Genomic DNA, 12,729 nt, shown 5'->3' on the forward strand with positions numbered 1-12,729 from the left:
GTCGCGACGCGGGCCGCCGTCGTCCACCCATCCTGAGCGAGGCCGAGTTCCTGGCCAGGCGCGAGGCCGTCGAGCGGATGATGGTGATCCGCGACAAGGTCCGCACCGAACCGCCGCACGAGGGCGCCCGCTACACGCAGATCGCGGTGCTCGAGGACGGCGTCGTCGTCGAGCACTTCGTGACCAGCGCCGCGTCCGCGTCGCTCGTCGGAAACGTCTACCTCGGCATCGTGCAGAACGTCCTGCCGTCGATGGAGGCGGCGTTCGTCGACATCGGCCGCGGGCGCAACGGCGTGCTGTACGCCGGTGAGGTGAACTGGGAGGCCGCTGGTCTCGGCGGCGCCAACCGCAAGATCGAGCAGGCTCTCAAGCCCGGTGACTACGTCATCGTGCAGGTCAGCAAGGACCCGGTCGGTCACAAGGGCGCACGCCTGACCACTCAGGTGTCCCTGGCGGGGCGGTACCTGGTCTACGTTCCCGGCGCATCCTCGACCGGGATCAGCCGCAAGCTTCCCGACACCGAGCGGCAGCGGTTGAAGGAGATCCTGCGGGAGGTCGTTCCGGCCGACGCCGGCGTCATCATCCGCACCGCCTCGGAGGGCGTCAAGGAAGACGACATCCGCACCGACGTCAATCGGTTGCAGGAGCGGTGGACCGAGATCGAGGCCAAGGGCGCCGAGATCACCGCCAAGGCCGCAGGCGCCGCGATGGCGTTGTACGAAGAGCCCGACGTCCTGGTCAAGGTGATCCGCGATCTGTTCAACGAGGACTTCAACGGTCTGATCGTCTCCGGTGACGAAGCCTGGAACACCATCAGCGAGTACGTGACATCGGTTGCGCCAGAGCTACTTCCGCGGATGAGCAAGTACGAGCCCGCCGCCTCGAACGGTCCAGACGTCTTCGCCGTGCACCGCATCGACGAACAGCTGACCAAGGCGATGGACCGCAAGGTGTGGCTGCCGTCCGGCGGCACGCTGGTGATCGACCGGACGGAGGCGATGACCGTCGTCGACGTCAACACCGGCAAGTTCACCGGTTCGGGCGGAAACCTCGAGCAGACCGTCACGCGCAACAACCTCGAGGCCGCCGAGGAGACCGTCCGTCAACTGCGTTTGCGCGACATCGGCGGGATCATCGTCATCGACTTCATCGACATGGTGTTGGAGTCGAACCGCGACCTGGTGCTTCGTCGTCTCACCGAGGCGCTGTCCAGGGACCGCACCCGCCATCAGGTGTCCGAGGTGACGTCGCTCGGGCTGGTGCAGCTGACCCGCAAGAAGCTGGGCACCGGGCTCATCGAGGCCTTCTCCACGACGTGTCCGCACTGCGCCGGTCGCGGCATATTGCTGCATTCCGACCCCATCGACTCGGCATCTTCGGCCGCCGGCCGAAAGAGCGAGCCGGGTACCGGGCGGCGCAGCAAGCGCGGCAAGAAGGGTGGTCGCACCGAAGACGAGGTGCAGGTTGCCAAGGTGCCCGTGCACGCGTCCGGTGAGCACCCGATGTTCAGAGCAATGGCGGCCGCCACCGGACGCGAAGACGGCGAGGAAGGCGACGACGACGCGACGGTGCTCGAGGCCGCCGAAGACGCCGGAGAGACCGTCGGCGACGGATCCGAGGACGCGGCAGTCCTGACCCGTCCCGTCGAGGAGATCCTCGACGACGAGGACGACGACTCTGACGACGAGGACGACGAGGACGACGACGACATCGAGGACATCGACGACGATGACGATGACGATGACGACGACTCGGACGATGACGATGACGACGATGATGAGGATGACGACTCAGAGGACGATGAGGACGACTCCGACGATGATGAGGACGACGAGCCGCTCGTCGCTGCGGGGCGTCCCCGGCGCCGACGCGCGGCCGCACGTCCTGCTGGTCCGCCGGTCTCGTGACGGCGACCCGCCCCAGGGGGAGGCAGTTTGACCCTTTACCCGCTGGTCACGTAACCTTGCACAGTTGTCTGCAGGCCCCGTAGCAACTGGGCCCGCGACACGCGGGGATCGAACCCCGCACCCAAGACCCGCGTTCGCAGCCTTCGGGTGGCGCGCGCCCGTAAGCGAAGTAGAGGAAGACGGAGAACGATGGCGACATACGCAATCGTCAAGACCGGCGGCAAGCAGTACAAGGTCGCGGTCGGAGACATAGTCAAGGTCGAGAAGCTGGAGCTCGAGGCCGGCGCTTCCGTCTCGCTGCCCGTGGCGCTGGTCGTCGACGGTGCGACGGTCACCACCGCCGCCAAGGACCTGGAGAAGGTCGCGGTGACGGCTGAGGTTCTCGAGCACACCAAGGGCCCGAAGATCCGCATCCACAAGTTCAAGAACAAGACCGGTTATCACAAGCGCCAGGGCCACCGTCAGAAGCTGACGGTCGTCAAGGTCACGGGCATCAAGTAAGTAAGGGAGCGAACTCATGGCACACAAGAAGGGCGCTTCCAGCTCTCGCAACGGTCGCGACTCCAACTCTCAGCGCCTCGGCGTGAAGCGGTTCGGCGGTCAGGTCGTCAAGGCCGGCGAGATCATCGTCCGCCAGCGCGGCACCCACTTCCACCCCGGCGTCAACGTCGGCCGTGGTGGCGACGACACGCTGTTCGCCACCGCTCCCGGCGCCGTGCTCTTCGGCGTCAAGCGTGGGCGCAAGACGGTCAACATCGTCCGCACCGTACGCACCGAGTCCTAGAAGTTCGAGGACAGCTCCCGCGAATGTGAAGCAGCCGCGAGTTCTCGACTCGATCTGCACAGCTTCACATTCGACGGAGAGGAAGTCCGATGGCTCGATTCGTCGATCGCGTGATAATCCACGCGCGCGCAGGCAGCGGCGGTAGAGGTTGCGCTTCGGTGCACCGCGAGAAGTTCAAGCCGCTCGGCGGCCCCGACGGAGGCAATGGCGGCCGCGGCGGCAGCATCGTCCTCGTCGTCGATCCGCAGGTGCACACGCTGCTCGACTTCCACTTCCATCCGCACGTCGACGCACCCTCCGGCAAGCAGGGCATGGGCAACAACCGTGACGGCGCGTTCGGTGACGACCTCGAGCTGAGAGTGCCCGACGGCACGGTCGTGCTCGATGAGAACGGCCGCCTACTCGCCGATCTGACCGGTGAGGGAACCCGGTTCGAAGCCGCCGCAGGGGGACGCGGTGGGCTCGGGAACGCCTCGCTCGCGTCGCGGGCACGCAAGGCGCCGGGTTTCGCCCTGCTCGGTGAGCCGGGCCAGGCGCGTGACCTCACCCTGGAGCTCAAGACCGTCGCCGACGTCGGCCTCGTCGGCTTCCCGTCGGCGGGCAAGTCCTCGCTGGTGTCGGTGATCTCGAAGGCCAAGCCCAAGATCGCCGACTATCCGTTCACCACGCTGGTGCCCAACCTCGGTGTGGTCGCGGCGGGGGAGCACACCTTCACCGTCGCTGACGTGCCTGGTCTGATTCCCGGCGCCTCGCAGGGCCGCGGACTCGGCCTCGACTTCCTGCGCCACATCGAGCGTTGCGCGGTCCTCGTGCACGTGATCGATTGCGCGACGATGGATCCCGGGCGCGACCCGATCTCCGACATCGATGCGCTGGAGGCCGAACTGGCTGCCTACACTCCGACGCTGCAGGGGGATTCGTCGCTCGGTGACCTCGCCGACCGGCCGCGCGCGGTGGTGCTCAACAAGATCGACGTGCCCGACGCGCGCGAACTCGCCGACTTCGTCCGCGATGAGGTGGCGACCAAGTACGGCTGGCCCGTCTACGAGGTGTCCACCGTCAGCCGGGATGGCCTGCGGCCCCTGACGTTCGCGCTGTGGGACATGGTGGCCGCGTACCGCGCAGCGCAACCCGTGGTCGCGCCGCGCCGCCCGGTGATCCGGCCGATCCCGGTCGACAAGAGCGGATTCACCGTGACGTCCGACGGCGAGGGCGGTTTCGTGGTGCGCGGCGATCGTCCGGAACGGTGGATCGGTCAGACCGACTTCACCAACGACGAGGCCGTCGGCTATCTGGGCGACCGGCTGGCGCGGCTCGGCGTCGAGGACGAACTGCTGAAGCAGGGTGCCAAGCGCGGTTGCGCGGTGACCATCGGCGACATGACCTTCGACTGGGAGCCGCAGACGCCCGCAGGCATCGACGTCACGATGTCGGGGCGTGGCACGGACCTGCGCCTCGAACAGGACGATCGGGTTCGCGCCGACGAGCGCAAGATCGCCCGCAAGCAGCGACGGGAAAGTCGCGCACACCCCGCCACCACCGATGAGTAGTCGTGACTAGCCCGCACCGCGACGCGATCCGAACCGCCCGCAGCGTCGTCGTCAAGATCGGAACCACCGCGCTGACAACGCCGAAGGGTGTGTTCGACGCGAGCAGGCTCGCCTCCTTGGCCGAAGCCATCGAGGCGCGGATGAAGGCGGGCTCCGACGTCGTGATCGTGTCCTCGGGTGCGATCGCCGCGGGGATCGAGCCGCTCGGTCTGTCCAGGCGACCGGCTGACCTCGCCACCAAACAGGCTGCGGCCAGCGTCGGTCAGGTGGCGCTGGTGAATGCCTGGAGCGCTGCGTTTCAGCGGTACGACCGCACCGTCGGCCAGGTGCTGCTCACCGCCCACGACATTTCGATGCGGGTGCAGCACACCAACGCTCAGCGCACGCTGGACCGGCTGCGCGCACTGCACGCCGTGGCGATCGTCAACGAAAACGACACCGTCGCCACCAACGAGATCCGGTTCGGTGACAACGACCGCCTTTCGGCGTTGGTCGCGCACCTCGTCGGAGCGGACGCACTGGTGCTGCTCTCCGACATCGACGGGCTCTACGACGGTGACCCGCGCAAGGCATCCGAGGCCAGGCCGGCGCGGTTCATCACCGAGGTGGCGGCGCCCGATGACCTCGACGGCGTCATCGCGGGGACCGGCAGCAAGCTCGGCACCGGGGGCATGGCGTCCAAACTGTCGTCGGCGTTGCTGGCGGCCGATGCGGGCGTGCCGGTGCTGCTGGCCGGGGCCGCGAACGCGGCCGAGGCACTCGCCGACGCCTCGGTGGGGACCGTGTTCGCGCCGCGGTCCGAACGCATGTCCTCGCGGCGGTTCTGGGTGCGTTATGCCGCGGAATCGATGGGCGCGTTGATGCTTGATGACGGCGCCGTCCGCGCCGTGGTCGAGCGCCGCCGTTCGCTGCTGCCCGCGGGTATCACCGAGGTGTCAGGTCGCTTCCACGGCGGCGACGTGGTCGAGCTGCGCGGTCTGGACGGAACGGTGGTGGGGCGCGGCGTAGTTGCTTACGACGCAACGGAATTGGCGACGATGGTCGGTCATTCGACATCGGATCTACCCGCGGAGATGCGCCGCCCCGCCGTGCATGCCGATGACCTCGTCGCCGTCTGACTTCTAGTCGGCCTGGTACCACAGCGCGCCGACCACTCGTGGGGTGAGCTCGCCGGCGGCGCCGGCGATCACCGCTTCCGAAGGATGGCTTCGTGCGTAATCGGCGATCGCAGTCACACAACGGTCGCGGTCATGCGGAAGGCCCGACAGGTCGCAGCGTAGCGCGGTCATCCCGGCGGCCACCGGATGCGCGTGAGCGTCGATGAAACCTGGTCCCACACCCTATCCTCCACTGCTACAAGCACACTCGTTGATGGCCTCCATGATTCATCGGGATACCGCATCTGCATAGTTCCGATGTAACGCATCTGGAAACCGATGTGTGAGTGCGGTCTGGGGGAGGAGCCGCTCCGAGAGGCCTTACTGTCGGTCGGAGTCTTCGACGATGGGGTCGGCGAGCAGCCAGCGTTCGCTGCGGCGTGGGTGGATGAAGCCGAAGTAGTAGACAATCCCGACGACGATGGCGGCGACCGCGACGATCACCTGGCTCAGAGCGGTGGTGAGAAGCTGGTAGGTCACGTACGCCATCAGGCCGATCACCACGATCGGCGGAAGCGGCCACAGTGGCATCCGGTAGCCGGTGCTGGTTCGGGCTCCCGGGCGGCGCAGTCGCAAAGCAGCCGCGGCGACTGCCAGGTAGATCGCGACGACACTGGCACCCGTTGCGGTGATGAGCCAGTCGATCGGAATGAAGCTCGCTGCCAGAACTGCACAGGCACCCACCACCAGCGTCGCCGCAACCGGGGTGTGCAGCCGCGGGTGCACGGTGGACAGGACCCTGTCGATCGGCTCGGGCCACGACCTGTCCCTCGCCGAGGCGAACAGCTGACGCGCCACCTGCAGGATGATGGCGATGACCGCGTTGATGATGGCGATGGCAATCCCCACACTAACGGCCGTGTTCAGCGCCGATCCGCCGCGGGCGAGCAGGAAGTAGTTCATGGGCGCTTCGCTGCTGAGCAGTTCTGTCATCGAGGGTGCACCCATGACGACGGCGGCCAGCGGGATGATCTCCACGGCGACTGTCACGAAAAGGCAGACGATGATGACGCGTCCGATGTTCTTAGCCGCGTTCTTGGTCTCCTCGACGTAGTACACTGCCGCGCCGTATCCGTTGTAGGCGAACAGCGCTACGGGTACCAACGCGATGACACCGCCTATTCCGGTGTTGACCAAACCGCTACCGTCGAAGGCCTGCGCATGCAGGAATTCAGCCGGTCCCCGCTCGGTATGGGCGAATCCGAGAACCGCCACGACGGCGACCGCCGCGATCTCCACCGCAAGGAAGATTCCGGTCACCCAGGCGTTGGTGCGAATGTTCAGCAGCGCGACGAATGTCGTCACCGCGATGACCGCGACCCCGATCCATTTGCCGCCCAACCCCTCCCAGGCGACGCCCAGGTACTCGCCAGTGCCGAGCGCGATCACCGCGATGATCAGCACGGCGCTCACCAGCGTGAGCACGAAGATGGCGAATCCGAACGGCTTCCCTAAAAGCCTTGCTGCCCAGGTATATTCGCCCCCGGTGATCGGGTACGTCGCCGAGAGTTCGGCGTAGCACAATGCGACGAAGAAAGCCGCGACCGCGCCGACGAGCATCGTCAGCACCGACGCGCCGCCGACACCGATCAGCACCGTGGGCACGATGATGAACACGCTCGAGGCGGGGGTGACCGCGGAGAGTGTGATGAGGATGTTCTCCTTCATCGTCAGGGTTCGGTCCAGCTGCTGCTGATAGGCGACGCGTCCGGCGGGCGTCGGCCCGGGAACGCCGGGCGCGAGCGGGGTGTGGTCATCAGTCATGGTGAACCTTTCTTTGATTAACAATCAAAGATAGACACATAGCAGCTTGTCAAGGCTATGATTCAAACTCGAAGTCATTTGACTGAAGATTGGTTTATGGGATGGCGCGACGGAAAGATCAAGACGCCGCACGGGAGGCGATCATCGCCGCGACCTTGCTGGCGATCCGCGACAGGGGTATGGATGGACTGCGCATCCGCGACGTTGCCGACATTGCAGGAGTGTCGTCAGGGACGGTGCACTACTACTTCACTGACTTCGTCGGGCTGTTGAGCGAGGTATACCAACGCGCCAGTGAGCGGTTCTTTCGCGACCGCATGCTGGTGGTGACCGAACTCGCCGATGCCCGGATGAAGTTGTCGGCCATGATCGGCACCGGCATTCCGTGGTCGAGCGACGACGCGCTGGTGACTGCCCTCTACAGACTCGATTCGTATCTGGCGTTCCGTGACAACCATTCCGCGCTGGTCACCGGCCTGTACGACAAACAGGTGGCCCTCTATTTGGGAATCCTGGAAACAGGCCAAGCGCAAGGCTATTTCGAGCTTCGGGCCAGACCGCTGGACATCGCCCAGAACCTGGTCGCCCTCGAAGATGCCTATGGCCTGCACATCATCACCGACAACCGGACCCTGCCCCCGCGGCGCGCGGCGGACCTGATCCACAACTTCGCCACCATCGCCACCGGATGCCAAGACATTCCGACGTCCACCTCCGCTGACCTCGCCGGCGTTTCCCGGCAGCCTGCCAACCCGACAAGAAAGAACCGCAAGTGACCATCAATTCCCCCCGCGCCCGCGACCTCGGCATCGAACTGCGCGGTCTCCCGGGTCCCCTCAACGCCATCACCGACGTCGGTGGGGTGGAGGTGGGGTATGCGACGCTCATCAGCGGTGACGGTGAGCTCGCGGTGGGCGACGGGCCCGTCCGCACCGGAGTGACGGCGATCTTGCCGCGGGGCCGGGATGGTGTTGGAAGACCTTGTGCTGCTGCTCGTTTCAGTCTCAACGGCAACGGTGAAATGACCGGTTCGGCCTGGATCGACGAAGTCGGCGAGCTGTCCCTGCCCATCACTATCTCCAACACTCATGCCATCGGCGCCTGCCACACTGGGGTGATCGAGTGGATGAATGCCACACATCCCCGACAGGCCCGCCAATGGCTGCTGCCGGTGTGTGCCGAGACCTGGGACGGCTACCTCAACGACATCAACGGCGGCCACGTCACGCCTGCGGTGGCGCGGCAGGCACTTGACGCAGCCCACAGTGGTGCTCTCGAAGAGGGATCCGTAGGCGGCGGCACGGGAATGAATTGCTATGGCTTCAAAGGGGGTAACGGCACCGCATCCCGACTCGTGCCCTTCGGCGACACAACGTTCACCGTGGGGGTGTTCCTGCAGGCGAACTTCGGTTCGCGGGGTGAACTGACCATTACCGGCACACCCGTAGGGCAACTGGCCGACGTCGAGAACCCCATGGAGAACACCGGTTGGATGGAGCAGGATCTGCACGCCCCTGGCGGTGCTGGATCGGTCATCGTCGTGGTGGCGACCGACGCTCCGCTGAGCCCCGCGCAATGCAGGGGCCTGGCGCGGCGGGTCCCGCTCGGTCTGGCCCGGACCGGTACCACGGGCAGCCTCTTCAGCGGCGATCTCTTCCTCGCGTTCTCCACTGCCAATGAAGGTCCGTCAGGCACCGGCTTCCCTACCGGTGAACCCTCGAGCGACGAGATTCACACGACGCGGTGCCTACCCTGGAACCGCATCGACGCGTTCTACGCGGCAACCGTCTACGCCGTCGAGGAGGCAGTCCTCAACGCCCTGTTGGTGAACGAGACGATGACCGGACGCGATTCGCACCGGTCTCCTGCGTTGCCGCACGATGTAGTCCGAACGCTGCTAGGCATCGGCGAGAACGAACTAGTGCAGCGACGAGAACTCGACCAGGAATCGACGGCGCGGCAGTAGTCTCGGCCGCAGCCGACCGTACGACTAGGGCGCTTCGAGATACAAAGCGCCCCAGACGATCTGGGTCAGCGTGGCCGCCAATTCGGCGTCATACGACGCAGGTCTGCCCGGCAGATTCTGCTGACAGGTTCGCTCGGCCATCCAGGTGAGTGTGCTGGCCGCCGTCTCCGCGGACAGCTCTTGGCGGATGAGGCCATCACCCTGGCCCTCTTCTATGACGGCAGTGAGCCGCGCCGCGATGGTGGTGAGGATGTCCCGGTAGGTGGCGCCGACCTGCGGGTCGTAGGCGGCCATCTCGTTGAGCGCGACCAGCAGGGGCTGGTGACGCCGGTAGCTGGCGACCAGGCCGGTCATGGCGGCCAGCACGTCGGCGGGATCACGGCGCCGGGAAACACCCCACCAGCGCTCGGCGGCACTGGCGAGGTCGTCGAACACCTGGCCGGCCAGGCGGCGCAGCAGATTGCCCTTGTCTTCGAAGTAGATGTAGAAGCTCGCCCGGGAGATGCCAGCCTCGGTCGCCAGCCGGTCGACGCTGAGCTCGGTGAAGCTGGCTCCGCCGGCCATGAGTCGCTCGGTGGCGTCGAGCAGTTGGCGTTCGATCTGCTCGCGGCGCTCCTGGCGCTTGGCCTGCGGCTTCCTGGTCACCGACGGCATGGAAGACAGCGTAGCCACAGCATGCCCACCTTGACTAGACGCACTGTCTAGACTTATCGTCCACGGTATGACTGTGTCGCCGCTCACACCGGATCCCACGCGTGCCTACGATCCGATCGATCTGTCGTCGCGAGCGTTCTGGTCCATCGGTGCAGCGACGCGTGAGAAGGACTTCGCCGTGCTGCGCGCCAAGCGGCCGGTCAGCTGGCACCCGCCGGTCGAGGATGCGTTGATGCACGACCCGAAGGACCCCGGCTACTGGGCGGTGACCCGGCACGCCGACATCGTCACCGTCAGCCGCGACAGCGAGACGTTCCTCTCCGGCAAGGGTGTCCTGTTCGAGAACGTGCCGGAGGAACTGCTCGAGGCGTCGCAGTCCTTCCTGGCGATGGATCCGCCGCGGCACACCATGATTCGCAAGGTGGTGCACGCCGCGTTCACCCCGCGCCAGGTCCGCCGCATCGAGGACTCGATCAAGGCGAACGCGAAGGACATCGTCACCGAACTGCATGACGCCGGCAGCGGTTCGGACTTCGTCGAGCACTGCGCCAAGGAGCTGCCGATCCGCACGCTGTCGGACATGGTCGGCATTCCCGAGTCGGAGCGGGCACAGGTGGCGGAGGCGGCGGATGCCATGGTGTCACTGGGTGATCCGGTGTACCTCGCCGGCCGCAACCCGCTGGAGGTCTTGGTGATGAGCCAGATGTACCTGCATCAGGTGGCGGGTGCGCTGGCTGCAGACCGCCGGGAGAATCCTGGCGACGATCTGATCAGCAGCCTCGTCCACGCCGAGGTGGACGGCGACCGGCTCACCGACGCCGAGGTTGCCGCCTTCTTCGTGCTGCTCGCCGTGGCGGGTAACGACACCACCCGACAGACCGCGAGCCACGCCATGAAGGCGCTGACGGACTTCGGCGATCAGCGGACGTGGCTCGCGGCCGACTTCGACGGCCGGATCGGCAGTGCCGTCGAGGAATTCGTTCGTTGGGCCACGCCGGTGATGACGTTCCGCCGCACCGCCGCGACGGACTGTCGCCTCGGCGACCAGGACATCGCCGCGGGTGAGAAGGTCGTGATGTTCTACTCGTCGGGCAACTTCGACACTGAGGCATTCGACCAGCCGGGCCGGCTCGACCTCGGTCGCAAGCCCAACCCGCACCTCGGCTTCGGCGGTGGCGGGCGGCACTTCTGCTTGGGCGCGCACGTCGCCCGCGCCCAGTTGCGGGCGATCTTCGGCGAGTTGCTCACTCAGCTGCCGGGCATCGAGGCGGGCGAGCCGACATTCCTAGCGGGCAACTTCATCCACGGCATCCGCTCGATGCCCGTCACCTTCTAAAGGTTTCGGCGCGCTCGGTTGCGAGGTACGCGACTTAGCGCGCCGAGATCGCGGAGAGTTCGGCGGCGAGCAGGACCAACAGCTCCGAGCAGCCCGCGTCGAGTTTCACGGTGGCAAGGGCGTCCCCGCGGGTGGGGCCACGGTTGATGATCGCGACGGGCTGCCCGGCGGCCGCTGCGCGCCTGACGAACCGCAACCCCGAGAACACCGTCAGTGACGAACCCGCGACGAGCAGCGCGTCGGAGTCGTCGACGAGCGAATAAGCCTGCGCCACTCTGTCCTTGGGAACGTTCTCGCCGAAGTACACGATGTCGGGCTTCAACATGCCGCCACAGCGGGGACAGTCCACGTAGCGAAACGACGACGTGTCCTCCACCGTCGCGTCGGCATCGGGTGCCACGGCGATGCCGCCGACCGCTTCGGCGCGTTCGACGAATCCCGGGTTGAGTTCCTCCAGTTGGTCCGCCAGCTCCGCGCGCGTCAACGTGGACCCGCACGCCAGACACACCACCTGGGCGTACGTGCCATGCAGATTCACCACCGCCTGGCTGCCGGCCTTGGTGTGCAGCAGGTCGACGTTCTGGGTGATGACGCCCGTGACGATGCCGACCCGCTCCAACTCGGCGAGTGCGCGATGCCCGGCATTGGGCAGCGTCTCGTGCATGTGCCGCCAGCCGACGTGGTTGCGTGCCCAGTACCGCTGGCGGAACACCGGGTCTGACGTGAACTGCCGGATGGTCATCGGGTTGCTCGGCGGGGAGTCGGGTCCGCGGTAGTCCGGGATGCCCGAGTCGGTCGACAACCCGGCTCCGGTGAGAACTGCGACGCGCCGACCATCCAGCAGCCTGACGAGCTCGGGGACGTCCACGCCTCCGAGAGTAGGCGAGTTGGTATCGGCGAGCAGGTGTCGACCGCCGGAACTCGCGTTATCGTCCCTGGATGGACGTCACCGTGCGGAAGCTCCGTTACTTTGCGGTGGTCGCCGAAGAGCGGCACTTCACCCGCGCCGCGGCCCGTCTCTTCGTCGCGCAGCAGTCACTGTCGCGTCAGATCCGCGACCTGGAAGAGGAGGTCGGTGCCCTGCTCTTCTACCGGACCACCCGGTCGGTGGAGCTGACGCCGGCAGGAGTGGCCTTCCTCGCCGGTGTGCAGTCGGCACTGGCCAGCCTCGACGCGGGCATCGAGGCAGCGCGCAGACACGATGCGGGCATGGTCGGGCACCTACGGATCGGGTTCGGGCTGGGGGCGGCGCTGGAGTTGACGCCGTTCATCGTCGAGGAGTTCGCGCGGCAGTTTCCCCACGTCGAAATCGAGATGCGCGAGTTCGGGCTGCCGGACCAGAGCGCCGGGTTGTCCGAGCACTGGGCCGACGTCGCGATCATCCGGCCGCCGCTGGCCGATCCCTGCATCGTCGCGCACACGCTCTTCACCGAGCCACGGGTGCTGACGGTGTCGGTGCGCCACGCCCTGGCCCGGCGCGAGACCGTCTCGGTGGCGGACATCCTCGACGTGCCGCTTGCGGTGGGCCGCTCCACCGATGAGGAGTACCGGCGCTTTTGGAGCCTGCAGGACTTCCGCACCGGAATGGTCGAGCCGCTGCTGACGCCGACC

The 12,729-nt window shown here is 66.5% G+C and carries 13 protein-coding genes; 9 read left to right on the top strand and 4 right to left on the bottom strand.

Annotation, left to right across the window (positions count from 1 at the left end):
- The 5 genes from ACRDUX_RS24655 to proB form a co-directional block, all read left to right on the top strand.
- A partial coding sequence (locus ACRDUX_RS24655) for an Rne/Rng family ribonuclease (protein ID WP_526417443.1) occupies positions 1-1,907 on the top strand: 1,907 nt, incomplete at its 5' end.
- 189 nt (positions 1,908-2,096) lie between these two features.
- The gene (gene rplU, locus ACRDUX_RS24660) at positions 2,097-2,408 is read left to right on the top strand and encodes a 50S ribosomal protein L21 (protein ID WP_526380986.1); all 312 of its coding nucleotides are present in this window, start codon (positions 2,097-2,099) and stop codon (positions 2,406-2,408) included.
- 16 nt (positions 2,409-2,424) lie between these two features.
- On the top strand, positions 2,425-2,691 hold the full coding sequence (gene rpmA, locus ACRDUX_RS24665; RefSeq protein WP_526417445.1) for a 50S ribosomal protein L27: 267 nt from the start codon (positions 2,425-2,427) through the stop codon (positions 2,689-2,691).
- Between the two features lie 89 nt (positions 2,692-2,780).
- The gene (gene obgE, locus ACRDUX_RS24670) at positions 2,781-4,241 is read left to right on the top strand and encodes a GTPase ObgE (RefSeq protein WP_526417447.1); all 1,461 of its coding nucleotides are present in this window, start codon (positions 2,781-2,783) and stop codon (positions 4,239-4,241) included.
- Between the two features lie 2 nt (positions 4,242-4,243).
- Positions 4,244-5,359: a glutamate 5-kinase gene (gene proB, locus ACRDUX_RS24675; RefSeq protein ID WP_526417449.1), complete on the top strand. Its 1,116-nt coding sequence runs from the start codon at positions 4,244-4,246 to the stop codon at positions 5,357-5,359.
- A 3-nt stretch (positions 5,360-5,362) separates the two neighbouring features.
- Here proB and ACRDUX_RS24680 read toward each other — a convergent pair whose 3' ends face one another.
- Positions 5,363-5,578, bottom strand: a complete 216-nt coding sequence (locus tag ACRDUX_RS24680) for a hypothetical protein (RefSeq protein WP_526417451.1) — start codon at positions 5,576-5,578, stop codon at positions 5,363-5,365.
- A gap of 141 nt (positions 5,579-5,719) precedes the next feature.
- The gene (locus ACRDUX_RS24685; RefSeq protein ID WP_526417452.1) at positions 5,720-7,162 is read right to left on the bottom strand and encodes an amino acid permease; all 1,443 of its coding nucleotides are present in this window, start codon (positions 7,160-7,162) and stop codon (positions 5,720-5,722) included.
- 101 nt (positions 7,163-7,263) lie between these two features.
- Here ACRDUX_RS24685 and ACRDUX_RS24690 point away from each other — a divergent pair, with 101 nt between their 5' ends.
- Together ACRDUX_RS24690 and ACRDUX_RS24695 are read left to right on the top strand one after the other, a co-directional pair.
- Positions 7,264-7,938, top strand: coding sequence for a TetR/AcrR family transcriptional regulator (locus ACRDUX_RS24690; RefSeq protein ID WP_526417454.1), 675 nt, complete (start codon positions 7,264-7,266; stop codon positions 7,936-7,938).
- Positions 7,935-9,128 carry a DmpA family aminopeptidase gene (locus ACRDUX_RS24695; protein WP_526417456.1) on the top strand — a complete coding sequence of 398 codons (1,194 nt, stop codon included), beginning with the start codon at positions 7,935-7,937 and terminating at the stop codon, positions 9,126-9,128. The genes ACRDUX_RS24690 and ACRDUX_RS24695 overlap by 4 nt, the downstream gene beginning before the upstream one ends.
- 24 nt (positions 9,129-9,152) lie before the next feature.
- On the opposite strand, the gene ACRDUX_RS24700 is transcribed toward ACRDUX_RS24695, so the two are convergent.
- A complete protein-coding gene (locus tag ACRDUX_RS24700) occupies positions 9,153-9,782 on the bottom strand; it encodes a TetR/AcrR family transcriptional regulator (RefSeq protein WP_526417464.1) in 630 nt (209 codons plus the stop codon).
- 67 nt (positions 9,783-9,849) lie between these two features.
- Between ACRDUX_RS24700 and ACRDUX_RS24705 the strand changes: the two genes are divergently transcribed.
- Complete coding sequence (locus tag ACRDUX_RS24705; RefSeq protein ID WP_526417458.1) at positions 9,850-11,118, top strand: cytochrome P450; 1,269 nt, start codon at positions 9,850-9,852, stop codon at positions 11,116-11,118.
- Positions 11,119-11,152: 34 nt separating this feature from the next.
- Here the strand turns inward: ACRDUX_RS24705 and ACRDUX_RS24710 are convergent, their stop codons facing one another.
- Complete coding sequence (locus tag ACRDUX_RS24710) at positions 11,153-11,986, bottom strand: NAD-dependent protein deacetylase (RefSeq protein ID WP_526417460.1); 834 nt, start codon at positions 11,984-11,986, stop codon at positions 11,153-11,155.
- 71 nt (positions 11,987-12,057) lie between these two features.
- Here ACRDUX_RS24710 and ACRDUX_RS24715 point away from each other — a divergent pair.
- On the top strand, positions 12,058-12,729 hold a 672-nt coding region (locus ACRDUX_RS24715), incomplete at its 3' end, for a LysR family transcriptional regulator (RefSeq protein ID WP_526417462.1).

Source organism: Mycobacterium sp., assembly GCF_050701675.1.
Classification (GTDB): Bacteria; Actinomycetota; Actinomycetes; order Mycobacteriales; family Mycobacteriaceae; genus Mycobacterium.

Coding starts and splice junctions, on each gene's coding strand:
- rplU (WP_526380986.1), top strand. CDS start 2,097: ATGGCGACATACGCAATCGTCAAGACCGGCGGCAAGCAGTACAAGGTC.
- rpmA (WP_526417445.1), top strand. CDS start 2,425: ATGGCACACAAGAAGGGCGCTTCCAGCTCTCGCAACGGTCGCGACTCC.
- obgE (WP_526417447.1), top strand. CDS start 2,781: ATGGCTCGATTCGTCGATCGCGTGATAATCCACGCGCGCGCAGGCAGC.
- ACRDUX_RS24685 (WP_526417452.1), bottom strand. CDS start 7,162: ATGACTGATGACCACACCCCGCTCGCGCCCGGCGTTCCCGGGCCGACG.
- ACRDUX_RS24690 (WP_526417454.1), top strand. CDS start 7,264: ATGGCGCGACGGAAAGATCAAGACGCCGCACGGGAGGCGATCATCGCC.
- ACRDUX_RS24700 (WP_526417464.1), bottom strand. CDS start 9,782: ATGCCGTCGGTGACCAGGAAGCCGCAGGCCAAGCGCCAGGAGCGCCGC.
- ACRDUX_RS24705 (WP_526417458.1), top strand. CDS start 9,850: ATGACTGTGTCGCCGCTCACACCGGATCCCACGCGTGCCTACGATCCG.